21 protein-coding genes are annotated in these 24,448 nt (G+C 66.7%); 9 read left to right on the top strand and 12 right to left on the bottom strand.

All coding sequences use genetic code 11. The features are described from left to right. The first annotated feature begins 120 nt into the window (after nucleotides 1–120). Nucleotides 121–366 (top strand): DUF3297 family protein, encoded by a 246-nt coding sequence (locus tag AC3DE2_RS19890; protein WP_295382830.1) that lies wholly within the window; start codon nucleotides 121–123, stop codon nucleotides 364–366. A gap of 143 nt (nucleotides 367–509) precedes the next feature. Here the strand turns inward: AC3DE2_RS19890 and AC3DE2_RS19885 are convergent, their stop codons facing one another. Then, nucleotides 510–947 carry a transposase gene (locus AC3DE2_RS19885; protein ID WP_488427521.1) on the bottom strand — a complete coding sequence of 146 codons (438 nt, stop codon included), beginning with the start codon at nucleotides 945–947 and terminating at the stop codon, nucleotides 510–512. A gap of 347 nt (nucleotides 948–1,294) precedes the next feature. Here AC3DE2_RS19885 and AC3DE2_RS19880 point away from each other — a divergent pair, with 347 nt between their 5' ends. The 4 genes from AC3DE2_RS19880 (at nucleotide 1,295) to AC3DE2_RS19865 (ending at nucleotide 10,566) form a co-directional block, all read left to right on the top strand. After that, the gene (locus tag AC3DE2_RS19880; RefSeq protein ID WP_295382832.1) at nucleotides 1,295–1,930 is read left to right on the top strand and encodes a response regulator transcription factor; all 636 of its coding nucleotides are present in this window, start codon (nucleotides 1,295–1,297) and stop codon (nucleotides 1,928–1,930) included. 151 nt (nucleotides 1,931–2,081) lie between these two features. Beyond that, nucleotides 2,082–6,404 (top strand): ATP-binding protein, encoded by a 4,323-nt coding sequence (locus AC3DE2_RS19875; RefSeq protein WP_488427520.1) that lies wholly within the window; start codon nucleotides 2,082–2,084, stop codon nucleotides 6,402–6,404. Nucleotides 6,405–6,735: 331 nt separating this feature from the next. Then, on the top strand, nucleotides 6,736–7,620 hold the full coding sequence (locus AC3DE2_RS19870) for a helix-turn-helix domain-containing protein (protein ID WP_488427519.1): 885 nt from the start codon (nucleotides 6,736–6,738) through the stop codon (nucleotides 7,618–7,620). 87 nt (nucleotides 7,621–7,707) lie between these two features. After that, nucleotides 7,708–10,566, top strand: coding sequence for a TonB-dependent receptor plug domain-containing protein (locus AC3DE2_RS19865; protein WP_488427518.1), 2,859 nt, complete (start codon nucleotides 7,708–7,710; stop codon nucleotides 10,564–10,566). Nucleotides 10,567–10,625: 59 nt separating this feature from the next. Here AC3DE2_RS19865 and AC3DE2_RS19860 read toward each other — a convergent pair whose 3' ends face one another. The 7 genes from AC3DE2_RS19860 to AC3DE2_RS19830 form a co-directional block, all read right to left on the bottom strand. Continuing rightward, the gene (locus AC3DE2_RS19860) at nucleotides 10,626–11,888 is read right to left on the bottom strand and encodes an RNA polymerase sigma factor (RefSeq protein WP_488427516.1); all 1,263 of its coding nucleotides are present in this window, start codon (nucleotides 11,886–11,888) and stop codon (nucleotides 10,626–10,628) included. Between the two features lie 140 nt (nucleotides 11,889–12,028). After that, nucleotides 12,029–12,403 carry a YciI family protein gene (locus AC3DE2_RS19855; protein ID WP_295382838.1) on the bottom strand — a complete coding sequence of 125 codons (375 nt, stop codon included), beginning with the start codon at nucleotides 12,401–12,403 and terminating at the stop codon, nucleotides 12,029–12,031. Nucleotides 12,404–12,421: 18 nt separating this feature from the next. Further along, nucleotides 12,422–13,087 (bottom strand): dihydrofolate reductase family protein, encoded by a 666-nt coding sequence (locus tag AC3DE2_RS19850; RefSeq protein WP_295382839.1) that lies wholly within the window; start codon nucleotides 13,085–13,087, stop codon nucleotides 12,422–12,424. Between the two features lie 21 nt (nucleotides 13,088–13,108). After that, nucleotides 13,109–13,774 (bottom strand): dihydrofolate reductase family protein, encoded by a 666-nt coding sequence (locus tag AC3DE2_RS19845; RefSeq protein ID WP_488427515.1) that lies wholly within the window; start codon nucleotides 13,772–13,774, stop codon nucleotides 13,109–13,111. After that, nucleotides 13,771–14,202 (bottom strand): VOC family protein, encoded by a 432-nt coding sequence (locus AC3DE2_RS19840; RefSeq protein ID WP_488427514.1) that lies wholly within the window; start codon nucleotides 14,200–14,202, stop codon nucleotides 13,771–13,773. Before AC3DE2_RS19840 ends, AC3DE2_RS19845 begins: the two co-directional genes overlap by 4 nt. 54 nt (nucleotides 14,203–14,256) lie before the next feature. Further along, on the bottom strand, nucleotides 14,257–14,664 hold the full coding sequence (locus tag AC3DE2_RS19835; RefSeq protein ID WP_488427513.1) for a VOC family protein: 408 nt from the start codon (nucleotides 14,662–14,664) through the stop codon (nucleotides 14,257–14,259). Between the two features lie 44 nt (nucleotides 14,665–14,708). After that, a complete protein-coding gene (locus AC3DE2_RS19830) occupies nucleotides 14,709–15,125 on the bottom strand; it encodes a YciI family protein (protein ID WP_488427512.1) in 417 nt (138 codons plus the stop codon). 248 nt (nucleotides 15,126–15,373) lie between these two features. Between AC3DE2_RS19830 and AC3DE2_RS19825 the strand changes: the two genes are divergently transcribed. After that, nucleotides 15,374–15,751, top strand: a complete 378-nt coding sequence (locus tag AC3DE2_RS19825) for a YciI family protein (protein WP_295382844.1) — start codon at nucleotides 15,374–15,376, stop codon at nucleotides 15,749–15,751. Nucleotides 15,752–15,769: 18 nt separating this feature from the next. On the opposite strand, the gene AC3DE2_RS19820 is transcribed toward AC3DE2_RS19825, so the two are convergent. Then, a complete protein-coding gene (locus AC3DE2_RS19820; RefSeq protein ID WP_295382845.1) occupies nucleotides 15,770–16,189 on the bottom strand; it encodes a hypothetical protein in 420 nt (139 codons plus the stop codon). A 138-nt stretch (nucleotides 16,190–16,327) separates the two neighbouring features. Between AC3DE2_RS19820 and AC3DE2_RS19815 the strand changes: the two genes are divergently transcribed. Both AC3DE2_RS19815 and AC3DE2_RS19810 read left to right on the top strand, forming a co-directional pair. Next, a complete protein-coding gene (locus AC3DE2_RS19815) occupies nucleotides 16,328–16,570 on the top strand; it encodes a helix-turn-helix domain-containing protein (RefSeq protein WP_295382846.1) in 243 nt (80 codons plus the stop codon). 217 nt (nucleotides 16,571–16,787) lie between these two features. Then, nucleotides 16,788–20,141: an autotransporter family protein gene (locus AC3DE2_RS19810; protein ID WP_488427511.1), complete on the top strand. Its 3,354-nt coding sequence runs from the start codon at nucleotides 16,788–16,790 to the stop codon at nucleotides 20,139–20,141. Nucleotides 20,142–20,165: 24 nt separating this feature from the next. Here AC3DE2_RS19810 and AC3DE2_RS19805 read toward each other — a convergent pair whose 3' ends face one another. Next, nucleotides 20,166–20,675 carry a DUF1697 domain-containing protein gene (locus tag AC3DE2_RS19805; protein WP_488427509.1) on the bottom strand — a complete coding sequence of 170 codons (510 nt, stop codon included), beginning with the start codon at nucleotides 20,673–20,675 and terminating at the stop codon, nucleotides 20,166–20,168. A gap of 116 nt (nucleotides 20,676–20,791) precedes the next feature. On the opposite strand from AC3DE2_RS19805, the gene AC3DE2_RS19800 reads away from it, so the two are divergent. After that, nucleotides 20,792–21,586, top strand: coding sequence for a DUF2884 family protein (locus AC3DE2_RS19800; protein WP_488427508.1), 795 nt, complete (start codon nucleotides 20,792–20,794; stop codon nucleotides 21,584–21,586). 47 nt (nucleotides 21,587–21,633) lie between these two features. Here the strand turns inward: AC3DE2_RS19800 and AC3DE2_RS19795 are convergent, their stop codons facing one another. Together AC3DE2_RS19795 and AC3DE2_RS19790 are read right to left on the bottom strand one after the other, a co-directional pair. Beyond that, a complete protein-coding gene (locus tag AC3DE2_RS19795) occupies nucleotides 21,634–22,248 on the bottom strand; it encodes a DNA N-6-adenine-methyltransferase (protein ID WP_440470699.1) in 615 nt (204 codons plus the stop codon). A 29-nt stretch (nucleotides 22,249–22,277) separates the two neighbouring features. After that, on the bottom strand, nucleotides 22,278–24,368 hold the full coding sequence (locus AC3DE2_RS19790; protein WP_488427507.1) for a gluconolaconase: 2,091 nt from the start codon (nucleotides 24,366–24,368) through the stop codon (nucleotides 22,278–22,280). Nucleotides 24,369–24,448 lie beyond the last annotated feature (80 nt).

The raw sequence follows: 24,448 nt of genomic DNA, 5'->3' as shown, positions 1-24,448 counted from the left end.
GTCGACGGGATCCTGCCGCGTCCCTGCCGGCGGTGGAAGGGCGGATACCGTGCCAGCGCTTGGGGGCTGGACGCCCGGCGTTTATCCTAGGCCTCTTCCGCACCGCCTGAAACCACCATCATGAGCACCGATACCCCTCCCGACCGCCTGGCTTCCGACCCGCGCAGCCCGTTCCACGATGCCGAAATCATGGAACGCGGCGTCGGCATCCGCTTCAACGGCGTCGAACGCGACAACGTCGAGGAATACTGCGTCAGCGAAGGCTGGATCCGGGTGCCGGTGGGCAAGTCCAAGGACCGCCGTGGCAATCCGATGACCCTCAAGGTCAAGGGCGAAGTGATCGCCTATTTCCGCGAGCAGCAGTGAATCCTCCGGACGGTGATGGATACCCATCACCGTCCGCGCCCGGCCTGGTACGGCATGGTTCGTTCTTCCACCCCGAGGCAGCGGCAAAGCGGAGGTTCCCTCGCGGAACCTTGGGCGACCGGTCGGACCCGCTGGCGTTTGGCTCAGGCCGCCTGTTGATTGGCGTAGCGCTGCTTGCGATCCAGCGAAGCGCGATGGGCCGCCACCAGTCGTGACAGATCCTGCCGGCGCGAGTCGTTCTCCGGCAAGCTGGCAATCACCGGCTCCCACTGGCCCGCCTTGACCCAGCGCGAGAAACGCACATAGACGCTGTGGTTGGCGCCGTACTCGATGGGCAGGCAACGCCAGTAGGCGTCATCGCTTCCCGCCATCCACAGCACGGCTTCGACGAAACAGCGCGCGCTGGATTTGTGGCCACGCGCACGCGCGCCCAGCCGCCCGCCGAGACCTATCGCGATGTTGGCCCATTCGGCATCGCTCAGCTGCGGCACAAGTTCCGGTGGTGGGGAAACAGTCGCGTCCTGCGTCTGGGTCAACCGGCTGATCGTGGCTTCGAGACTTTCCTGGTTTTCAGTCAGCATGATTCGGGCTACCGTCTGTAACATGGGAGCGGCAGACCGCGGAGCCTTTCTCGCAAGCTCGCAGGATTCCCTGCGACTCCTCAGGCATCGCCGGGTCCACCGGTTTCGCAGTGTTCTTCCCGTCACAGGGCACACAACATCGGAATCGTCTGAAAAAGCGGGTTTTCCGCACTTCGTCGCTGATGAGGGACGACAGCGGATACTGCCGTAAAGCGCACGTTCCGCAAGCCTGGTCACAAAATATGGGGAGGCATCAGGCCGCGAATCGGATAAGTTGCGCGGAGACACACGCCGCCGATATAGAATGTGACTGCTTTCAGCTCTTAGGCCCCGGGGGACCACGGCACATGACATTGAAGATCGTGCTCGCCGATGATCACCCGATCATCGTAGCCGCCGTCCGTCAGCTACTCGAACGCGCCGGCCATGAAATCGTCGCGGTCGCCAGTTCCAGCGGCGCGCTCCTCGAGGCGCTCGCCGAGCATCCCTGCGATCTGGTGATCACCGACTTCAGCATGCCCAACGAGGACGAGGCCGACGGCCTGTCCCTGCTTGGCCTGATCCAGCGTCGCCTGCCCGACATGCCCGTGATCGTGCTGACCATGGTCACCAATCCGGCCGTCCTGCAGTCGATTCTCGACGCGGGCGTCCGGGGCCTCATCAACAAGACGGACGCGATGACCGAACTGGCCGTCGCCGTACCGACGATCATGCGCGGACAGCTCTACATCAGCAGGGCCACCGACCGCCTGCTGATCCAGGCCGGCAACGGAAAATCCGCACAGGCCGTCCCGCTGTCACCACGCGAGACCGAAGTCATCCGGCTGTTCGCGTCAGGCCGATCCGTCACCGACATCGCACGCCAGCTCAACCGCAGCGTCAAGACCATCAGCACGCAGAAGCAGGAAGCCATGGCCAAGCTGGGCCTGAAGAACGATTTCGATATCTACGCGTACGCACGCGAGAAGGGCATGCTGTCCTGAGGAATGCCGGCAGGCACCCGGCGGCGTTCGGTACGCTGTCTGCGAGATGAAGCACGCTTCATCGTCGCTTCGACATTAGGAACAATCCGATTCGAAGGCCGACAGGCCGCACCTAGGCTGACATGCATCGCTTTCGCGTGTCCGCCTTTCCATGTTTGCTTCCGTTTCCTCCCGCCTGCGCGCCCGCCTGTCCGGCGGGCGGATCGCGGCGGGGGTCCTGCTCCTGTTGCTGATCGTGGCCGCCAGCGCGGCCGCGCATCCGGCGCTGGATCTGAGCCCGGAAGAATCGGCCTGGCGCAGCGCCCATCCCACCCTGCGGGTAGGCGTGTTCGCCGGAGATCACATGCCGCTGGAAGCCTGGATGGGCGGCCAGCCGGAAGGCCTGGGCATCGACTATGCCCGCCTGCTCGCCTCGCGCGCGGGCCTGCAGATCGCATTCCACCCGTTTACGGACTGGGACGCCGTCGCATCGCCGTCGGCGCGGCAGCCACCGCCGTTCGATCTGTTGCTGGCGCTGCCGGAGACCCGCGGCAGCGACGGACAGCTGCGCCTGCTGCGCCCCTACCTGAGCGCCGCGCCGGTGCTGGTCACCCGTCGCAACGATGCGCGCACCCGCGATCTGCGCGACCTGGATCGCGCCCGCATCCTCATCGAGCGGCGGTTCCACGAGACCGTCGCACGCCTGCGGCAGCGCTATCCGCATGCCGTGTTGCTCTACTGCGACACGGGCCCGCAATGCCTGGAAAACCTGGCGCGTGGCGAAGCGGACGCTTACATCGGCGTCACCGCCGCGCGTACCCGCGCACTACTGGCCAGCCGCCAGACGCCGGACCTTGGCCTGAGCGGTTCCGCCGGCCTGCCCGCCCTGACGTTCTCACCCGCGGTCCGTGTCGATGCCGCGCCACTGGCGTCCCTGCTCGACAAGGCGGCCGCCACCATCGATGCCGACGAACTCGAACGCCTGCGTTTCCGCTGGGGTTTCGGCGATGCGTCCGATGACGGCCCGGCTTCCCCCACCTCGCTGAGCGAAGCGGAATCACGCCGACTGCGCGCGCTGCCGGTCTTGCGGGTCGGCTTCGAGGTCGACCGTTATCCGTACAGCTTCGTGGATGGCGAAGGACGGTTCGACGGCCTTGCCGCCGACTATCTTGCCCACCTCGGCGACCAGTTGGGCCTGCGCCTGCAGCCCGTTCCCGCGCGCGACTGGGATGATCTCCAGCAGATGATCCGCGCCGGCGAGATCGAACTGGTCGCGGCGGGAACGCCGGACGATTTCCATCAAGACGATGTCGCCTTCAGCCGGCCCTACGAGTACTTCCCGGAAGTGATCGTGGTCTCCGTGCACGGCCCGGCGATTGCCGGCGCACGCGATCTCGACGGCCGGGTGGTCGCGATTCGCGACGAAGCCGGCCTGATCGATCGGCTGCAGGCCCAGCTCGGAAGAACCACGTTCCGCCCGGTCGGCAGCAACGAGGCCGGCCTGGCGATGGTCGCCGAGCAGCAGGCCGACGCCTACATCGGCACCCTGCCGGCGATCGATTCGCTCATCCGCAACCACTATGCCGCGACCCTGCGGGTCGTCGGTCCCGCGGGACTCGACCAGGAACTGGCATTCGGCGCACGCGGTGATTTCCAGGGCCTGGTGCCGCTGTTCGATCGCGTGCTTGCCAACATGCCGCCGTCGCAGAAGCGGGCCATCCGCGCGCGCTGGTTGACCAGCAGCTATCACTACGGCGTTCCCTGGGACTGGGTGGCCGGCGGCATCGTGACGGCGCTGCTGATCATCGCCATCGTCGTGCTGGCCTATGCGCGCCTGCACCGGCTCTCGCGGGCGCGCGTGCGTGCCGAACGCGCACTGGGCGCGCAGTTGTCATTCCAGCGCGCACTGCTGGAGAGCGTGCCGTATCCCATCTTCGTCAAGGATGCCGATGACCGCTATCTCGCGGTGAACCAGGCCTACGAGACCATGTTCGGCTGCCGGCGCGAGACGTTGCTGGGGCATAGGCTCGACCAGGTTCATTTGGATCCGCAAGCCGACCTTGCCGGCATGCGGACCGCGGACAGTGCGCTGGCAGCCTGGAAGGAACCCGGGCACGGTGAACTTCGGCTGCCCTCCCGCAAGCCCGGCGTGTCCGCGCGCAGCATGATCGTGTGGTCGCATCCCTTCCAGTACCACGCCGATGGCCCGCCCGGCCGGCTGGCGACCCTGGTCGACGTCAGCGAGATTCGCGCGGCCCAGGCGCGCGCCCGCTCTTCGGAGCAGCGGTTGTCCGACATCACCGATGCCATTCCGGCGACGGTGTTCCAGTTCCGTCTATCGCCACAGGGGGAACGCCGCTTCATCTACGCTGCGGGCAACGTCCGCTCCCTGCTCGGCCTGTCGGCGGAAGAACTGGTGGCCGACGAACGCCTGCTCTACGACCGGCTGCATCCGGATGATCGCCAGCGCCTGCTCCAGGCGCTGAAGGAAACCGCGGATACCCTGCGCCCGTTGCCGTCCCTGGACCTGCGGCTCTGGACGGGCGAACGCTGGCACTGGCTGCGGACCGAAGCCGGGCAGCCGCGTCCGCTCCCCGACGGAACCCTGGAATGGAGCGGCTACTGGATCGACATCGATGCCGCCCATGCCCAGGAGCAGGCGCTTCATGATGCCAAGGCACGCGCTGAATCGGCCGCAGCGGCCAAGGCTGCGTTCCTGGCCTCGATGAGCCATGAAATCCGCACGCCGATGGCAGGCGTGCTGGGACTGATCGAACTGCTGGCGCGCACGCCGATGAACCGCGAGCAGGCCCACATGCTGCGGCTGGCCGACGATTCCGCGCAGGCGATGCTGCAGATCCTCGACGACATCCTCGACTACTCGCGGATAGAAGCCGGTCGCCTGGCCATCAGCCGCCAATCGTTCGACCCGCGCGCGCTGGTCGACAGCGTGGCCGGCCTGTTCAGCGCGCGGGCGCAGGAGAAGCATCTGCGCCTGCATGTCGTGCAAGACCGACGCCTGTCCGCCCGCCTGCTGGGCGACCCGGTCCGCATCCGCCAGGTGCTGAGCAATCTGGTCAGCAATGCGATCAAGTTCACCGAGACAGGCGAGGTCTCGATGACGCTCATGGTGGTGGATGAGCAGGCTGGCCAACAACGCCTCCGCTTCACCATCACCGACAGCGGCATCGGCATCGCCACCGACGATCTGGCCCAGCTGTTCCATCCTTTCGTGCAGGCGGAAGCACCCGGCGCGCGCCCCTCCGGCGGCACCGGCCTGGGCTTGGCCATCAGCCGCAGGATCGCCACCCTCATGCACGGTGATCTCCATCTGGCGAGCGAACCCGGGGCCGGCACCGAGGCCGTGTTCGAACTGACCCTGCCGATCGCCGAACCTTTGCAGCCTTCGCCGGCGTTCCGTGGTCGGCGCGCATGGTTGCGCAGCTGCGACCCGTGGCGCAGCAAAGGTCTGTACCACTCGCTTTCCGCGCTGGGATTCCAGGTGCTGCGCAGTGAAGGCGACGCGACGGAACCGCCCCCCGAGGGTATCGATCTGTTGGTCATCGACGCCTGCGCGCTTTCGCCCGCCGGGTGCAGCCAGGGCGTTCCCTGCATCCGGGTTGATCTGCAGGGTCCGCGGGAAGGCGTGTCCGGACAGGCCTGCATCGCCCTGCCCGGCGATCCGCTGTTCCATCATGCCATCGCGGACGCGTGCGGGGAGGCGCTCGGCCTGCAGGATGCCGCCGAAGTGACGACTTCCGTTTCGCATCGCACCGACGGGAACGGCTACATCCTGGTCGCGGAGGATCACCCGGTCAACCGCGCACTGATCACGCGCCAACTCGAACGCCTCGGCTACGCCCATCGCGTCGTCGAGGACGGCGTACAGGCCTTGGCGGTGATCGCATCCGGCGGTGTCGATCTTCTGCTCACCGATTGCCACATGCCGGGCCTGGATGGGTTCGCGCTGGCCAGGCGGATCCGCGAGGAAGAAGGCCCTGGCCGGCACCTGCCCATCATCGCGCTCTCGGCCAGTGCGTTGCCCGAACAGGTGCGGCGCTGTCTGGATGCCGGCATGGATGATTTCCTGGCCAAGCCGGTCCAACTGGAGCAACTGGCCGGCAAGCTCGAGCAGCATCTGCGTAAGCGCGCCGGCCTTCCGGCTTTGCCTACGGCACAAGCCGCAGGCACGGCATCGGAAATCCGGCCGACGCTGGCTGCCGACGCCATGGGGGCCTGGGTCAATGACCTGGTCGCGGCCTGTCGCGAAGATCTCGCCAGACTGGATGCGCTTCCCTCTTCCGATATCGCCGCGCGCCGCGCATTGCTGCATCGCATGGAAGGCGCACTCGCGCTGGTAATGCCGATCCCCGAAGGGGACCCCTTCAGCGCCGGTATCCGTGACCTCGGCGCGAGGGAGCATTGGGTACGCAAGCAGGTCCAGGCGCTCCGGGGCTCGCCAAGCCCGGGCGGCGGGCATGTCGCCATCGCCTGACCAGCCTGCCGCATGCAAAAAAAAGGCATCTTGCGATGCCAAGGGGGACTGGCGCGGCTCGACGCGCCAGAAGGAGATTGGTCGGATGCATCGCCGCGATGCGTCTGCCTGGACAGGCTAGGACATTTTCCGTGTGACGAGTTTCCACGGTTCGCACGGTCGACCCGGCCAATGTGCCCGCTCACTTTGCGTTTGTTGTTGCCACACGCCTTGTCTCGGAGTTTTCCGATTCCCGACAGTCGCCACGCCGGCCAATCTGCCGATGCCGTCCGGTTCAACACGGAGGCAATCACCAAAGCGCGCCAGCGCGCCGCAATCGAGGCAGACTCATATGGAACAACCGATGCTATGGGCGGACCGGGGCAGAACCCTGCGCTGTGGCGACACTCTGGAAGCATCTTCGCGTCCACACTGCCTGGCCGCATCACGCCAGGGCAACCTGGGATTGCAGGCCCGCCGGTACTCGCTATGGGTGCAGATCCGCGGAGAATCCTGGATAGAGTCCGCCGAGGGCCGATTCCGCCTGCGACCGGGCCAATGGATCGTACTGGATCGCGATTCCCGCCCCATCGTGCAGGCCACGTCCCTGGGACTGTGCCTAGGCCTTTCATTCGATGGTGGCGGCTCCGCCTCCCGTCGTGCCGCCACTGACGATGCACGCGTGTATCCCGGCAGGGGGCGCCTGGACGAGGGTGAGCGGCTGGTTTTCCTGCGCCTGTGGCGTCGCGCCTGCCCGCGATCCGCGAATGCCGCCAGAAGTGGCGATGCCGCGCCGTTGCTGGCGTTCATGGCGGAAATCCAGGGCGATCTGCAGCGCTATGCGCAACGGTGCCCTGGCCGCACCCGCAGCCATCGGCACCAGGTATTCGTGCGCCTGCAGCGCGCGCGCTTGTATCTCAACGGGCACCGCAACCGACGCGTGCCGATGCGCGAACTCGCCCGGCTGGTAAATTTCTCGCACAGTTACTTTTCGCGGACCTACACCTTTGTCTACGAAGAGCAGCCGCAGGTCACCGCCTCGCGCATCCGCCTGGCCCATGCCGCCGAACTGCTGACCAGCACGGAAGCACCGATCGGTGAGATCGCCCAGGCCTCAGGCTTCGAGAACAACTGCAGCTTCTCGCGCGCGTTTCGCGCCCGCTTCGGCGTCTCGGCAACGGACTATCGACGACGCGAAAACGCGCACGAGGACAATTCCCGCAAACCCAATGCGTGACCCTGGCAAGGCGATTCTGCGAATCCATCGGTAACGTTAAGAAGGCGTTTTTTCAGCCTTTTTCAGCGTTCCCAGGAGAGCATTCGAATGAAATACAAGAAGTCCCCGTCGGCCCTGCGGCTCGGCGTCCTGCAGGCGTCCGTGCTGCTGGCGCTGTCTCCCGCCGCCTTCGCCCAGTCGTCCGACAACGTCTCCACGCTGGACAAGGTGGAGGTGACGGGATCGCGCATCCGAGGCGCGCAGATGGAAACGGGCCAACCGGTTCTGACGCTGAGCCGCGAAGATATCGAGAAGAAGGGCTTCACTTCCGTCGCCGATGTTCTTCAGAACCTGACTTCTGCAGGTTCTCCCGCCATCTCTCGAGCCAATGCGCTTTCCTCAGGCGAAGCCGTGGGCGGCAGCTACATCGATATCCGGCATCTCGGCGCCACGCGCACGCTGATCCTTATCAACGGCAAGCGCCTCGGCGCGACCACCAGCGGCTATCAGGATCTCAGCCAGATTCCCATGGCGGCCATCGAGCGCATCGACGTCCTCAAGGATGGCGCCTCGGCGATCTATGGCTCCGACGCCATCGCCGGCGTCGTCAACGTGATCACCCGCAAGCAGACCGAAGGTCTGGAAGTAAACGGCTACTGGGGTCAGGAAAGCGCCGGAGACGGCCGCACCGATCAGTATTCCTTCACCCTGGGCACCCAGGGCGAGCGCAGCGGCGCTACCCTCTCGGTGGAATACCACCAGCAGAAGCCGGTCTCGGCGGGCGATCGCTGGTTCAGCAAATGGGGCAACGCGGGTCCGAACTACAAGGGTGACGGCTGGAGCGCCATCAGCCAGAACGGCGCGTTCTGTGACCCCTGCTCGCCCGCTGTGCCCCCGGCGTCCGTAAAGTGGTGGACGCTCAAGGACGGTGGTGATCCGAGCAATCGCGCCGACTACCGGTTGCACACCGCTGCGGACAATGCGAACGCCAACCAGCAGATGTATCTGCAAACGGGCATCGAGCGTCGCTCCGTGTTCGCCAGCGCGTACTACGACATCAACGACCGCGTCACCTTCAACGTGGATGCGCTGTACAACCATCGGACGACCGATCAGCAGATCGCCGGATATCCGTACCAGTCTGCCGCCTTTGGAACGCCTCTCAGCCGTGACAGCGCTTTCAATCCGACACCGGGCCAGGATGTCACCTTCCGCCGTCGCCTCTGGGAAGTTCCTCGCACGACCAAGAGCGAATTGGAGACCTACCGCTTCGCCGGAACCCTCGAGGGCAATTTCGAGATCGGTGGTCGCCAATGGAACTGGGATGTGGGGGCATTGTGGAACCGCAATACGCTCACCAAGACAGGACACGGCGACGCCAGCCTAATCGCCACCCGCCAGGCACTCGGCGCGTCCTTCATCAACGCCGACGGGGTCGCTCAATGTGGCACTGCCGCTAACCCCATCCCGCTGACGGCCTGTCGTCCCTGGAATCCGCTGCTTCCCTATGGCGTGGACGGACAGGGTTCGTTGGCCGATGCGGCTCTCCAGCGCTTCCTGTTTCCCTACTACACCGACACCGGCCTGACCCGTACCACCAGCTACACGGCCAACCTGTCCGGTGGCCTGTTCGATCTGCCTGCCGGCGAAGTGGGTCTGGCGATCGGTGTCGAACACCGTAAGGAAGAAGGACGGTTCACACCCGACGCGTTCTCCCAGTCGGGAGAGAGCACCGGCCTGGGCGGCTCCACCACGCAGGGTTCCTACAAGTTGGACGAGGTCTACCTCGAGTTGAATGTGCCGATTCTTGCCGACCTGCCCGGAGCGAAGGAGCTGACCTTCAACGCGGCGGGACGCTATTCCGACTACAGCAACTTTGGCGACACCACCAACGCCAAGTATGGTTTTACCTGGCGCCCGCTGGATGAGCTGCTGGTTCGCGGCACGTACGCCGAAGGCTTCCGTGCTCCGAGCATCAGCAATCTGTATGGCGGATTCGCGACCAGCTTCGAGCAATACACTGATCCCTGCGGCGTCAATGCCACCAACAGTGTGAACGGCAATTCGGCGTGTAATTCGGCCGGCGTTCCGCTGGGCTATGTCCAGTTGGGCCAAGGCCTTACGCCCTGCACCAGCTATCCCTGTCAGACGCCGGATCAGTTCATCCGGATGCCGAACGCACAGCTGCGCCCGGAAACCTCGCGCAGCAAGACCGTCGGCGTGGTCTGGAGTCCGCGTTGGGTCCAAGGACTGGATATCTCGCTCGACTGGTACAACTACTCGCTCAAGGACATGATCATTTCCGACAGCGTGGATCGCATCCTGCGGGATTGCTATGTCCTCGGAAACGCATCGCGCTGCGCCACCGTTCAGCGCGACGCGAACGATGGCCATATCACCGGCATGACGTACGGGCTGATCAATCTGGGCCGCATGAAGACCGAAGGCTATGACCTGGGCCTCAAGTACCGGTTGCCCGAGTTCGCCGCAGGACAGTTCAGCATCGACTGGCAGTCCTCCTACGTCAGCAAGTATGACGAGCAGATTCAGGACCGCCACGGCAACGACATCATGAGCGGCAGTGTCGGCATTCCCGGCATCTTCCGGTTGCGTTCCAATCTGGGCGTCGACTGGCAGAAGAACGAGTTCGGCATCTCGTGGACCACGCGCTACTACTCGGGCATGCGGGAAAGGTGCGTTCCCAATCGGCCGTGTACGGATCCGGGGCGTTACGCCGATGGCGAACCCAGCGCGGCGCGCCGGGTCGGTGCCAATACGTTCCACGATATCCAGGCACGCGTGAGCCTCCCGTGGGATGCGACGGTTTCGCTGGGCGCCGACAATGCCTTCAATCATCGGGGCCCGCTGTTGTTCTCCAACTCCGACGCACGCAGCAGCGACTTCCCCTACTACGGTGATTTCGATATCGGCCGTTTCATCTACATGAAGTATCAGCAGCGCTTCTAAGCCGCCAACTCCGTGCGGTGCTTCAAACCTCTCCCGTTCGCGGGAGAGGTTTTTTGTTTCTACGAATCCACGCACGCGGCCGCACGCGCCAGCATCAGGTCGCGCTCGCGGGCATTGCGGGTCAGTGCGGCGGCGCGCTCGAAGGCTTCGCGTGCTTCGTGTCTGCGGCCCAACTGCTCCAGCAGGTCGCCGCGTACCGCGGGCAGTTGCGGATACTCGCGCAGCAGGGGCTCCTCGACCAGCGCGTCGACCAGGGGCAGCGCCGCGGCCGCGCCCTCGGCGCGACTGAGGGCGACGGCGCGATTGAGCTCGACCACCGGTGAGGGCATCACGGCCGCCAGTTGTGCGTACAAGGCGGCGATGCGCGTCCAGTCGGTCTGCTCGGCACGCAATGCGCGCGCATGGCAGGCGGCGATGGCGGCCTGGAGGGTATAGGGTAGCCGCGCGCCGCCCAGCCGGGTCGAGCGTTCCAGCGCCTGCAGCCCGCGCTGGATCTGCAGGCGATCCCAGCGTGCGCGGTCCTGCTCCAGCAGCAGGATCGGGGTTCCATCGGCCGCGGTGCGGGCACGCGCCCGCGACGCCTGCAATTCCATCAGGGCCAACAGGCCATGCACCTCGGGCTCGTCCGGCACCAGCCCCGCCAGCACGCGTCCCAACCGCAAGGCTTCCTCGCACAGCGTGGGACGCATCCAGTCATCGCCGGCGGTGGCGGAGTAGCCCTCGTTGAAAATCAGGTAGAGGATTTCCAGCACCGACTCCAGGCGCTCGGCCAGCTCGCTCCGGCGCGGCACCTCGAACGGGACCTGCTTCTGCGCCAAGGTGCGCTTGGCGCGCACGATGCGCTGGGCGATGGTCGGTTCCGACTGCAGGAACGCGCGCGCGATCTCGTCGGTCGACAGCCCGCCCAGCAGCCGCAGGGTCAATGCCGCCCTGGCCTCGGTGGAGAGCACCGGATGGCAGGCGATGAACACCAGGCGCAGCAGATCGTCGCCGATGTCGTCTTCCAGCCGGTCGCTGTCGTCAGGCCTGGCCACGTCCTGTCCATCCAGTTCGTAGGCCAGTTCGTCGTGCTTGCGCGCATGCAGCTGGTGCTGGCGCAGGCGGTCGATGGCGCGATGCTTGGCGGCGGTCATCAGCCAGGCGGCGGGGTTGTCCGGCACGCCCGATGCCGGCCAGCGTTCGAGCGCGGACACCAGTACGTCCTGGGCCATTTCCTCGGCCAGCCCGACGTCGCCCAGCATGCGGGTGAGCCGGGCGATCAGGCGCGGGGATTCCATCCGCCAGAGCGTGTCGAGGGTGCGATGCAGGTCGTGGGCAGCCATGACCGGCGATCTGAACACCGGCCGGCGGGACGCGCAAGCTGAATGGCGGAGACCTCATCGACGTACCCCTCCCGTCCAGGTCCGCGGGCGATTCGCCATCCATGGGCGCGGCCGTCCGGAAGCCGCTCGGTCACCGGCGCCTATCCATCCAGTTCGAAGTAATGCAGGGGGCGGATTTCGATGCCCCAGCCCCATGCCTCTCCCGCATCCAGCCGAGTGGTCGGATGCAGCATCGCGATCCTGATGGCGTGTTCGATGTCGTCCGCCTCGATCAGGAACGCGCTGCCGATCCGGGCCGGCCCGGGGGCAAAGGGTCCGCTGACGACCTGCACGGTCTCGCCGACCCGGCGCAGGCTGTGGCTCTGGCGGCCGACACCGGCGTCCAGGATGACCTGGCCGCTGCCATACAGTTCCTCCAGGTGCGGCTGGCATTGCCGCATGGCCTGCTCGACCTGTTCACTCGGGCATGCATCCATCCGGTCCGGGTCGAAATAGCCAAGGCAGAGATACTTCATCGCGGGCGGCTCACGGGGTCAGCGCAGTGGACCGCGCGCGCCATGCAGGCGCTCGAACTTCAGGTGCACCACGGCGGGTGTCGCCACCGTGCGCACCAGCGACAGGCCGTGCAGGTCATCACCCAGTTGGTCAAACAGGCGCTCACCGCCGCCCAGCAGGATCGGCACCAGATGAAGCTCCATCTCGTCCACCAGTCCGGCGGCCAGATACTGCCGCGCCGCGTGCGCGCCGCCTGCCAGGGCGACATCGCGTCCGCCCGCAGCCGCGCGCGCCTGTTCGAGCGCGACATGGATGCCCTCGGTGACGAAATGAAAGCGGGTGTCTCCGAGAACCAGCGGCGATCTCGGGTGCCGCGTCAGCACGAATACCGGGTGGTGGAAGGGCGGCTCATCGCCCCACCAGCCATTCCAGGGTTCGCTCGTGCTCCATCCCCCCGGATGCCCGCCGAACATATTCCGCCCCATCACCGTGGCGCCGATGTTGACGAGCGACTCCTCCATCACCGCCGTGCTGGCGTTGATCTCACCGCCTTCCATGCCGTGCGCGCCGCGCCAGGCCGCCAGCGCGGTGGCCCAATGGTGCAGGCGCTCGCCGCCGATGCCCAGGGGATGCCGGACGCTCTGTTCCGGTCCGGCGACAAAGCCGTCCAGCGATATCGAAATGCGGAAACGCAGGCGCGACATGGCGTTCTCCAGGTGTCGTCGTCAGTCCAGGCCCGCCGCGATCCGGCGCTGGCGTTCCAGTTCCTCGGCCGAGGGTTCGTCCAGCCCGAAGTAGCCATAGTCCAGGCCGCCTTCGATGCGGTAGCACTGCCGCACCACGCCGGTATCGAAGGCACGCGACGTCTGCAGTTTCAGCGCCGCCGGGACGGTGCCATCGGCGAACAGGCGCTTGCCTTCCGCCAGCATCACCGGGAACCACCACAGCTGCAGTTCGTCGATCAGGTTTTCCCGCAGCAACGTCTGCACCAGAGTGCCGCTGCCGTGCACCTGCAGTTCCTGGCCGTGCTGGCGCTTCAGCCGGCGGATGTCGGCCAGCACGTCGGGCCCGAGCCGCTGGCTGCCTGCCCAGGCCAAGGTATCGAGGGTGCGGGTGGCGACATACTTGGGAATCCGATTGAACCGCGCCGCGATCGGATCCTCGTCGCCGAGGTGGGGCCAGTGGGCCGCGAACATCTCGTAGGTCCGCCGTCCCAACAGCAGCGCATCGAGTTCGTCCATGCTGCCGTTGATCAGCCCGAGCATGGCGTCGTCGAAGTACGGAGCGGCCCAACCGCCGTGGCGGAAGCCGCCGCTGCGATCCTCGTCCGGACCGCCGGGCGCCTGCACCACGCCGTCCAGGCTCAGGAAGGCGGTGACGACGAGTTTCACGACGCCTGCTCCTGGGCCTGCTCCTGCTCCTGCATCGCAGCCATGTCCATGTACACGACTTCCCACAGGTGGCCGTCCGGATCCTCGAAGCTGCGCTGGTACATGAACCCGTGGTCCTGCGGCTCGCGCGGCTGGCGGCCACCGGCGGCGATCGCCGCATCGGCCAGCTTGTCCACCCCGGCGCGATCGTCCGCGGACAGGCACAGGATGGCCTGGGCATGGGTGCCCGGATCGCTCAACGCCTTGTCGGTGAAGCCCTGGAAGAACTCCCGGGTCAGCAGCATCACGTAGATGGTGTCGCTGATCACCAGGCAGGCGCCCTGCTCGTTGGTGAACTGCGGGTTGAAGTGATAGCCGAGGCCTTCATAGAAGGCTTTTGAGCGGGCCATATCGGAGACGGCGATATTGACGAAGATTTGCGTGGGCATCGGAATGTTCCTTGTCGTCGAAGGGGTGATGGGACAGCGTCGGGCGAAGCCGGCTCAGATGCAGTTGATCATCCAGCGCACGCCATGGCGATCGGCCAGAATTCCGTAGCGCCGTGCCCAGAAGATCTGCTGCAACGGCATCTCGACGCCCTGCGCACCTTCGGACAATGCCGAGTACAGCGACTCGGCCTGCTCCAGATCGTCCAGATCGATCACGACATGGGCGCCGATGACGCCCTGGTAGGGGTGATCGGGCGTGGCATCGGTGCCCATCAGGCTGAACGCGCCGACATCCACGCGCCCGTGCAGGATCCGCGTCTTGAGTTCGTCCGGAAGGTCTTCGCAACCAGGGGTATCACCGAAGCTCTGCATCGCGACCACCTGGCCGCCGAGCAGTTCGGCGTACCAGGTCAGGGCCTGGCGGCAATCGCCGTTGAAGCTGAGATAGTGCTTGAGACGCATGGAAAAATTCCTTTTCGCGGGGTGGGTGTCGGGAAGGGAGGGCGTTACGGGTTGCCGAGGCGCGCGGCCAGGCGTTCTTCCCGTTCGCGCAGTTCCGGCGTCAGTGCGGGACCGAAATCGTCCAGTTCGAAGAACGGGCGGATCTCGACCTCGGCGCCACCGTCGAAGGGCGCGCGCTTGAGCCATTCGATGGCTTCATCCAGCGAACGCACCTGCCAGATCCAGAAGCCGGCGATCAGCTCCTTGGTCTCGGCGAACGGGCCGTCGATGACCGTGCGCTGCTTGTCGTCGAAGCGCACGCGCGCGGCGTGCGAGGTCGGGCGCAGGCCCTCGCCGGCCAGCATGACCCCGGCGTTGACCAGTTCCTCGTTATAGCGGGTCATGTCATCCAGTTGCTGCTGGGTGGGCATCACGCCGGCTTCGGTGTCGGCATCGGCTTTCACGAACACAATCACTTTCATGTCGTACTCCTCGGATGGGGTGGCGGGCAGTCTCCGGCGGGCGGAGCATCGCTGCTTACTGGGTACGACGGACGTGAAGGGCCGGGATCGACAGCCCCCCGCGAAATTTTTTTCGCCGGGCCGGAGAGGCCATTCTGGTGGAAGCGATCTCGGCGCCTGCGACCGGGCCGGGGGAAGATGCCTGCCCGGCCGGGATGCGGCATCATGCGCGCTCCGGCGGGCGTCCCCCGTCCCTCCTGGAGCAAGGCATGCAATACCTGTTGCTGGTCTATACCGATGACACCCTGCTGGAAACCCTGCCCGCGACCGAATATGACCGCCTGATGCGTGGCTGCCTGAACCACGCCGACGAGCTGAAGCAGGCGGGCACCCTGATTGCCTGCCAGCAGTTGGAACCGGCGCGGACCGCGCGTTCGCTGCGGGTCCGCAACGGCCAGTCGGCGATCACCGATGGTCCGTTCGCGGAAACCAAGGAAGTGCTGGCCGGTTTCAACCTGATCGAAGCCGACAGCCTGGACGAGGCCGTGCGCATCGCCCACGAGTTTCCGTGGTCGCGGTTCGGCTGCATCGAGGTGCGGCCGGTGCACGACATGGACGTGGAACGGCGGCGGGTCGGCCTGACCTGAGCAGCGCGCCCGTGCGGCCTACAGCTGCGCGCTGATCCGTGCCTTCACGCCGGGATGATCCCGGTAGTAGGCCGCGTTGTCCGCCAGATCGCGCCAACGGCGATGGTCGGCCAGGGTGCGGCCGACCTGCTGGGCCACGCCCAGCAGCAGCGTCGGTTCCGGTGGATGCTCACCTTCCAGCGCGCCTTCCATCAGGCGAATCATCAGCTGTGCCCGATCCAGGCAGGCTTCGGCTTCGCGGGAGGCGCTGCCATGCAACGCGTCGAGGCGGGCCGGGGCGAACCGGGTGATGCCGACATCCGCGAGCACCGGTTCGTGTGCTCCCTGCAGCAGATGCAGCAGTTGCGCCAGCGGCGTGTCCCGGGAATCCACGCCCGTTTCCGGCGCCTTGGCCTCGCTCTCGTGGTGAGGAATTTCACTTCTTGAATACGGATGCATGGGCAACCTCCTTGTGCGTTCGGGTCGATGCGGTCTCCTGCCGCGTCCCGCGATCTTTCCGGTTGGCGGATACGAGATTCAAACACGGTAGATGAATGCTCTGTAGATTGTCAAACGGTAGCCGGTGAGGCTGGGCGCATGCCGAAAGCATCCTCCGCCACGCGTACCGCGACCGCACGACAGCGCATTTCCGCCAACCTGAAAAAACTGCGGAAAGCGCGCGATCTGAGCCAGGAGGAGCTGGCCGAGCTGGCGGAATTCCACCGCACCTATGTGTCACAGCTGGAACGTTGCGTGACCAACATTTCCATCGATGGCCTGGAACGCCTGGCCAATGCGCTGTCGGTGGATGTGCGTGATCTGCTCAAGCCGGTGGATTGAAAACACCGGGTGCGCGCCATCACGCTTTCGATGTTTGCGCATCCCGGAACCTCGTTTCGTACTTGATGTACGGATGAAGTCGTAATAAGACTCACGCTCGACGCTTGACCATGCAGGCATGGGAGCGTCCTTGCTGGTGCAGGACCTGTCGTGTCGTTGTCCGCTCCGCCTCCACGCGCGCGCCGGACGCCGCTCTTCGTTCCAGGGAGGAAGTCCCGTGCGCCCCACCTGCCCGCATCGCCTCGCCTTCTCCATCGTCGGCTCTCTGCGCAGGCCATCGGCCGGCATCATCGGCAGCCTCGGCCTGGTGCTCCCCGCACTCGCGCTGGCCGACTGCAATCCCGCCACGCCCGCCAGCGGGCAGAGCGTGGTCTGTACACCGGATGCGCCCAACCCCTTCACCAGCGGCATCATCGCGCAGGCGGGCAGCACCGGCGTCAGCGTGACGATTGAAAACGGCGCCGCCCTGCAACCGGAGGCTTCGCCCGGCATCCACCTGCGCGATCAGAGCCGCGCCGACAACGGCGGCGGCATCACCCTGGCCGCCGGCAACACCTGGGATGCGATGTTCGCCGAGGGCAACGGCAATACCTTGATCAACCACGGCACCGTGGATACGACGGGCGACAATGCCGACGGCATGCAGGCCAACGGCAGCGACAACGCGATGGAAAACGCCGTCGGCGGCAGCATCGTCACCCGGGGCGCCAACGCCAATGGCCTGTTCTCCAATGGCGGCAGCAACAACTGGCTGATCAACGCCGGCGACATCGCCACCAGCGGCGCAGGCGCGGCCGGATTTCGCGTCAATGGCGGCAGCGGGCATGTGCTGTCCAATACCGGCAACATCCTGGTCCAAGGTGCGGGCGCGGCCGGCGTGCAGAGCAGCGGCGCGGGTACGCTGACCAACGAAGGCAGCATCGTGTCGCAGGCCGGCATCGGCGTGGCATTCACCGGCAGTGCCGGCAACACGCTCGTCAATCGCGGCGACATCCGCGGCGCGGCCACTGCCGTGGCGTTCGGCAGCGGCAGCGACGTGTTCGAATTGCACGCCGGCACCGTCACCGGCGCCGTCGACCAGGGCGACGGCGCCGATCGCATGCTCGTCACCGGCGGCACGGTGGAAGGCACGGTCCAGCAGGGGCGCGGCGTGGATGATTTCATCATGAGTGGCGGCCAGATTGGCGCGCTGCTGCAGGGAGACAACCTCGATACCTTCCGCATGACCGGCGGCCGCATCGTCGGCGCGTTTGAAGACGGCGACTACGCGGAGATGACCGGTGGCCGCATCGGCCGGGTCAACATGAAGCTGGACGACAACACCTTCGACATGTCCGGCGGCACCATCGACGGCAACCTGGTGACCGGTTTCGGCCGCGACACCATCCTCCTTTCCGACGGCTACATCGGCGGCAACATCAGCGTCAGCGGCGGCGATGACCGCATCACCGTCACCGGCGGCACGGTGCGCGGCGAGGTCCGCGTGAGCTTCGGCAACGATGTGTTCGAATGGAACGGTGGCGGGGTCATCCATGGCACCGTGGATCTGGGCGAAGGCGACGACACCGCGTCGTTGGCCAGCCTCAACCAGTCGCACCTGGGCGCGACGCCGCTCATCGACGGCGGGCTGGGCGGCGATGCGCTGTCGCTGTCCAACATCACCACCGGCGGCCTTTCCCGGTTCCAGCAGTGGGAGCGCATCGACGTCGGCAACGACACCGAGCTGAGCTTCGACACCGATCTGGTGCTGGGCGATTCCGGCAGCGGAACCGGGACCTTGAACGTGGATGCGACCAGCACGCTGTACGCCGGCGGCGGCTGGAACACCGGCGTGCGCGGCTTCGATGGCGCGCAACCGGTCACCTTCGTCAATGCCGGTCGCATCGACCTGACCAATGGCAATACCGGCGGCGCCAACGACACCTTCACCATCACGGGCAACTACATCGGCAACAACGCCGCCGTGTATCTGCAAACGGTGCTGGGCGACGACAGTTCGGCCTCCGATCGCCTGATCCTCTCCGGCGGACACGCCAGTGGCAGCACCGGGCTGGGCATCCTCAATTTTGGTGGCGGCGGCGCGGCGACGACGCTGGACGGCATCCTGGTGGTGCAGGCGCTCAACGGCGGCAGTTCCACCGCCGACGCATTCGCCCTGTTCGGGCCGGTGGCCGCGGGCGCGTTCGAATACTTCCTGTTCAAGGGCGGCGTCAGCGAGGGCACGGCCGAAAACTGGTATCTGCGCTCGACACTGGTGAACGTTCCCGAGCCACCGGCACCTGCGCCGGCACCGGATCCGACCACGCCCACGCCACCTACGCCGCGGCCCCCGCCCCCGGAGCCGCCCGCGCCACCTCCGCCGGAACTGCCGCCACCACCCCCTCCTCCCCCGCCGCAGTTGCCCGGCGATCCGGATGTACCCGATCCCGATCCGGAAAATCCCGGCGAGCAACCGCCGCCGCCACCGGAAGAACCACCGGCGGTCCCGCCGCCGTCTCCGCCACCGCCCGAACCGCCGGTTCCGGACAATCCGGCGCCATTGCCGACGCCTGACCGCGAGCCGCCCACGCCCGGCGCACGTCCTTCGACCGACGAAGTGATTCCGCTCTACCGGGTCGAATCGGCGGTGTACGCGGTGGTCACGCCGATCCTGCAGCAGATGTCGCTGGCCAGCCTGGGCACCTTCCACGAACGCCAGGGCGAACAGGCCCTGCTGGATCGCGATGGCGGTTTCCGCGCGGCGTGGGGCCGGGTGGTCGGGCAAAATACCCGGCAGGATTGGCGTGGCACGGTCGCGCCGACCTTCGACGGCAGCATCACCGGCGTCCAGGCCGGCGTGGACCTGCATGCCTGGGAGAACGCATCGGGCAACGCGCGCCATCACGCCGGCCTGTTCCTGGGCCGCACCCGTGCCGATGGCGACATCCGCGGCTTCGCGCTGGGCTGGTACAACCTGACCGTCGGCAAGAATCGCCTCGACGAGGACCATCTGGGCCTGTATTGGTCGCGCATCGGCGTGCGCGGCGGTTATCTGGATGCGGTACTGATGGCGAGCCGCTACGACGGGCGCGCGCGCTCCAGCCGCGGATTGGGCGTCGACCTTGACGGCCGTGGCCTGACCGCGTCGCTGGAAGTCGGCCGGCCGGTCCACTGGCGCGAAGGTTCACGCTGGTCGCTGGAACCGCAGGCCCAGATCATCTGGCAACGCAGCGATCTCGACGCTCAGGACGACGGCTTCGCGCGCGTGGCCTTCGACATCGACAGCGCCTTCACCGGAAGGGTGGGCCTGCGCCTGGCCGCCGACTTCCCGACCGCGGCCGGCCTATGGCAGCCCTATCTGAAACTCAACTACTGGCATGGCTTCGGTGGACGCGACGTGGTCCGCATGGACCGCGACGAACTGGTGACCTGGAAGGGCTACAACGCCATCGAAGTCGGCGGTGGCGTGGTGGCGAAGTTCAACCAGCGCCTCAGCCTGTACCTGACCGCCGACTACACGGCCGATACCGGCGATGCCGGACGCGACCGCGAGACGGTGGAAGGCAACCTCGGCTTGCGGGTCAGCTGGTGACGGATGCTCCGGGAAGGCGGTGGACTAGGCCGCCGCCATCTCGATCAGCTTGGCGATGGTGTTGAGATTTCTGCCGGTCCCCAGGCGCGCGGCGGGAATGACCAGTCGCGAATCGGCCATGCCGTCGCCGTAATGGACATAGATTTCGCGTTCGCCCAGCACGAGTCGTTCATCGCGCTGGTGGCGGAGCGTATCGAGGGTATTGGCCGGCGGCGGATCGTCGAGGAAGATCACCACCACGCGGTTGGGCGCGGCGCCGGTGAATGGCTGCGCCGCCAGCACCCGCGCCAGTTCATCGCGCTGCCGCACGATCACGCCGACCGGCTTGCCGGCATAGGCGGCCAGGCGCTTCTCCAGCGCGGCCTTGACCTGCGCCGGCGTGCAGTCGCTGTCGAACACGGCGTTGCCGCTGGCGATATAGGTGCGCGCGCGCTGGAAGCCCGCGTCCCCGCACATCGCGCGCAGATCGGCCATCGGCAGCTTTCCGGTGCCGCCGACATTCACGGCACGCAACAGGGCGATGTAGGGCGTCATCGCGCCAGCATAGCGCGACCGCCATCCGCCGCGACGAGGGTCACCATGACTTTTCCCACGGGCCCTGCCGGGCGACATCACGGATGCTCTGGCCCACCCTGTTCCCGGTTGCCTCCATGCGTCCGCTGCCGCTCGCCCTGTCCCTCCTTGCCCTGCTTCCGCTGGCGGCCCAGGCCGACGAGCCGGTGCGGCCGAAGGTCGATTCACGTCAGTGTGGTTTCAGCACGCCCTACAACGTGCTGGTCGATACCGGTGGCGTGTGGCTGTACCGCGACGAAGGTTCGCCCCGCGAAGTGTTCTTCCACGATGGCGAACTGAGCGTGGATCGCAAGGTGCGTACGGTCAGCGATGCTGACGCGCAGCGCCTGCGCCAGCTCGAGTACCAGGCCTATGCGCTGATGCCGGAAGTGGCCGGGCTGGCACGCGACTCGGTCAACGTGACCTTCGATGCGCTGTCCGGCGTGGTTGAAGCGATGACCGGCAGCAAGCGCAAGGCGCGCAAGGTCGATGACTTCCGCATCGACGCCATCGCGCACGTGGACAAGACCCTGGGCCGCGGGCGCTGGGATCAGGAAGTCTTCGACGAGAATTTCGAGGCGAAGATCGAGGATGCCGCCGAGTCGATGGCCTCGATGATCGGACGCAGTGCCCTGTGGAGCGTGTTCACCGGTCGCGCCGAACAGCTGGAGGCGCGCGCGGACAAGATGGACCGGGAACTGGAGCAGATGCTGGAAGTGCGTACCAAGGCCATCGAGGCGCGCGCGGATGGCCTGTGCTTGCAGGTACGGGCGATCAACGATGTGCAGTCGGCGCTGGAGTACCGCCACGACGGCGCGCCCCTGCGTCTGCTGGAAGTCACCGGCGACGCATCGGACAAGCGCGACGCGGACACGGTCGCCGCGCACCACTGAGGGGTCCTGCCGCCATCATGCACGCCTGTTCCGCGGGCGCGCGCCCGTCATGCCGGTCCGGCTTCGCCGACCGGCGTCACCACGAAGCCGTGCTTGCCGAAGATGCGGGCGAACTTGTCCGCGTTCCTGCCGAAGTAGAAGAACGCCTGCCCGCGCGTATTGCCCGAGATGTGCTTGCGATCGGCGTTCCAGAAGCTGATGCGGTGATGGGTGAAGCAGATGCGGGTGCAGCGCGCCACCAGCACGTTGAACCAGCGGGTATCGGTGGCATTGTTGACCAGCACCACGCCCTCGCCGAACTGGCGGGCTTCCCATTGGTCGATGAAGCGGTTGACCGCACGCGCGCACAGGCCCGCCGAGTACGGCGGATTCATGAACACCCGTCCGCGCGGGCCCGCCTTCCAATCCTCGTCGAAGGCCGATCGCTCCACCGTCAGGATGCGCTTGGCGCCGACGATCTCGTTGGCGGTTTCCGAGGTGAAGGGATCCAGATCGATGCCCCCCATCACCGCGCGCACCGAATCCAGATATTCCGGCGGCGTGAACCAGGAATCGGCGTCGCGGGCCTTGCTGGTCGGCACCCGGCCGATGTAGCCGAGCCGGTGCGCGCTGGCGGTGGACACCGGGAGCGCGACGATGTTGGAACGGGGAGTCTTGGGCATGGCCGCCATTCTATGCGCAGGACGGGGAACTAGCGCAGCACGATCTTCAGGTCGCGGCGCGCGTTCGCGGCGTTGCCGCTGTAGTCCAGCGCGGTGATCCGGATCAGATACTCGCCGGCCGGCAACTCCGAGGGCTGCCAGGATCCGGTTTCGACCACGCCATCGCGGACCCGGTTGGTCACCACGTACTGGAAGCGGGTGACCGCGCTGCCGTGCACGGTGATCCCGCTGTCGGCCGCGTAGGCCACCATGACCGCGTGGGGATCCGGCGGCATGCGGTTGAACTCGATGTTCATGCGTGGCGCTTCATGGCCGGGCAGGGGTCGGCCGGCGGCATCCAGGATCTGATAGCCCAGCGCATACAGGCCAAGCCGGCGACGCGGAAGATTGCGGTCGACCTGATCCCAGGCCTCGACCACGATCCGCACGCCGGACAATTCGCGCGGCACCACCACGTGGCCGCGTTCCTTCTCCGCCAATGGCTGATCCAGCGTGTCGAGCAGGTGGATGCCGTCGATGCGGGGCGGCTGCGAATCCGCGTAGCCGGTGAAGCCCAGCGCGATCGCATTGCGCTCGTAGCCGCTACCGCCCACGCTCAGGTGCACGTGTGCCATGGGATTGATCGTGCCCAGCACGTCGCCCGCGGCGAACCGGGTGCCGCGCCGGACCCGGATGCGCTCGGGCTCGCCGGCCTCGTCGCGCAGCAACTGGAACCGCGGATCCGTCACCTCGCCGCGCGCGGTGCGGCCGACCCGCATGTGGATGTAGGCCAGCGTATCCAGTCCCATGCCCTCGCCCTGCCCGCCGAAGCCCCATGCCGCGTGGGGGCTGGCGACCTTGCCATCCGCGATTGCGAGTACCGGCTGGCCGATGTCGCCGCGTATGTCCAGGCCGCTGTGCAGGTGGTCGCGGTTTTCATTCCGGAAATTGCCCCGCACTTCGCCCAGCGTACCCACCACCTCGTGCCAGCCTTGCTGCGGCGCCAACGGCCACCGCCCCTGCGTCTGCGGCAATGGCGCGTGGGGCGCGGGGCCGGCGATCAACGGAGGTGGCGTCGCGGTGCGCGGGGCGATGCGATGCACGCGGTAGCCGGTGGCGTCGGTGGCGATCAGTGACTGGCGACCATCCAGCGCAAGGCCGGCCGGACGCGACAGGCGTTCCTGGCGGGCGTGCCCGGTGATCACGCGGATGTGACCGTCGGCGGCAATCTGGAGAATCCGGCCACCGCTCATTTCCGAAACGTAGAGCACGCCATCCCGGGTGATCGCCAACGCCAGCGGACGACCGATTCCGGTGGCGCCATCCGGCCACCAGGTCCTGGCGGTACCGACGACGCCATCGGCGTTGACGTGGCGGATCGCGTTGTTGCGCAGGTCGGCCACCCACAACACGTCCTGGCGATCGACCGCCAGCGCGGTGGGCGTGTCGAAGCGCGCCGCGACGCCTGTTCCGTCGACGAAACCCGGATAATCGCCACCGGCCAGCGTGCTGACGTTGCCTTCCGGCGTGATCACGCGGATGCGATCGTTGTAGGTATCGGCGACATGGACCCGGCCCTGCGAATCCACGGCCACGCCGATCGGCCCGTTGAACTGCGCCTGCGCGGCCGGACCATCGCGATACCCGGCCACGCCCGTGCCGGCCAGCGTGCTGACGATGCCCTGAGGGGTGATCCGGCGGATGGCGTGATTGCCGGTATCGGCGACGTAGAGATTGCCAGCGCGGTCCAGCGCGAGGCCGGACGGCGTATGGAACGCCGCCGCGGTTCCGGCCCCATCGCGGAATCCTTCCACCGAACCGGCCAGGGTGGCCACCTGCCCGTCGCGGCCGATACGGCGAATGCGGTTGTTGTCGCCGCCATCGGCCACGTACACGGTGCCGTCGCCGGCCACCGCGACGCCATAGGGGTCGGCGAAGCGCGCGGCCTGCGGCAGGCCATCGCGATCACCGCCGATGCCGTCGCCGGCCAGCCATTCCAGTTGCGCGGCCCAACCCAACGGCGTCGGGGCCGGGCCGACCACGGGACCTACCCTGGGCGCAAACGGGTCGAAGAAGAAGGTGGCGGCGAGAGCCGCCGCGGTCAGGCCGATCACCAGGCCCAGCCAGGTTCTGCGCGTCATGCCGGTGCGGGTTCCTTGTGGATCGAAGCGTTCGCCTCGTGGCGGCATCGCATTCTTGCATGAGTCGACACTCTCGTCCG

Source organism: Pseudoxanthomonas sp. 68-E7 (assembly GCF_057773145.1).
Note: the sequence above shows the minus strand (reverse complement) of the source record. Positions and strands in the feature narration are given on the sequence as shown.

Coding starts and splice junctions, on each gene's coding strand:
- AC3DE2_RS19890 (WP_295382830.1), top strand. CDS start 121: ATGAGCACCGATACCCCTCCCGACCGCCTGGCTTCCGACCCGCGCAGC.
- AC3DE2_RS19885 (WP_488427521.1), bottom strand. CDS start 947: ATGCTGACTGAAAACCAGGAAAGTCTCGAAGCCACGATCAGCCGGTTG.
- AC3DE2_RS19880 (WP_295382832.1), top strand. CDS start 1,295: ATGACATTGAAGATCGTGCTCGCCGATGATCACCCGATCATCGTAGCC.
- AC3DE2_RS19875 (WP_488427520.1), top strand. CDS start 2,082: ATGTTTGCTTCCGTTTCCTCCCGCCTGCGCGCCCGCCTGTCCGGCGGG.
- AC3DE2_RS19870 (WP_488427519.1), top strand. CDS start 6,736: ATGGAACAACCGATGCTATGGGCGGACCGGGGCAGAACCCTGCGCTGT.
- AC3DE2_RS19865 (WP_488427518.1), top strand. CDS start 7,708: ATGAAATACAAGAAGTCCCCGTCGGCCCTGCGGCTCGGCGTCCTGCAG.
- AC3DE2_RS19860 (WP_488427516.1), bottom strand. CDS start 11,888: ATGGCTGCCCACGACCTGCATCGCACCCTCGACACGCTCTGGCGGATG.
- AC3DE2_RS19855 (WP_295382838.1), bottom strand. CDS start 12,403: ATGAAGTATCTCTGCCTTGGCTATTTCGACCCGGACCGGATGGATGCA.
- AC3DE2_RS19850 (WP_295382839.1), bottom strand. CDS start 13,087: ATGTCGCGCCTGCGTTTCCGCATTTCGATATCGCTGGACGGCTTTGTC.
- AC3DE2_RS19840 (WP_488427514.1), bottom strand. CDS start 14,202: ATGCCCACGCAAATCTTCGTCAATATCGCCGTCTCCGATATGGCCCGC.
- AC3DE2_RS19835 (WP_488427513.1), bottom strand. CDS start 14,664: ATGCGTCTCAAGCACTATCTCAGCTTCAACGGCGATTGCCGCCAGGCC.
- AC3DE2_RS19830 (WP_488427512.1), bottom strand. CDS start 15,125: ATGAAAGTGATTGTGTTCGTGAAAGCCGATGCCGACACCGAAGCCGGC.
- AC3DE2_RS19825 (WP_295382844.1), top strand. CDS start 15,374: ATGCAATACCTGTTGCTGGTCTATACCGATGACACCCTGCTGGAAACC.
- AC3DE2_RS19820 (WP_295382845.1), bottom strand. CDS start 16,189: ATGCATCCGTATTCAAGAAGTGAAATTCCTCACCACGAGAGCGAGGCC.
- AC3DE2_RS19815 (WP_295382846.1), top strand. CDS start 16,328: ATGCCGAAAGCATCCTCCGCCACGCGTACCGCGACCGCACGACAGCGC.
- AC3DE2_RS19805 (WP_488427509.1), bottom strand. CDS start 20,675: ATGACGCCCTACATCGCCCTGTTGCGTGCCGTGAATGTCGGCGGCACC.
- AC3DE2_RS19800 (WP_488427508.1), top strand. CDS start 20,792: ATGCGTCCGCTGCCGCTCGCCCTGTCCCTCCTTGCCCTGCTTCCGCTG.
- AC3DE2_RS19795 (WP_440470699.1), bottom strand. CDS start 22,248: ATGCCCAAGACTCCCCGTTCCAACATCGTCGCGCTCCCGGTGTCCACC.
- AC3DE2_RS19790 (WP_488427507.1), bottom strand. CDS start 24,368: ATGACGCGCAGAACCTGGCTGGGCCTGGTGATCGGCCTGACCGCGGCG.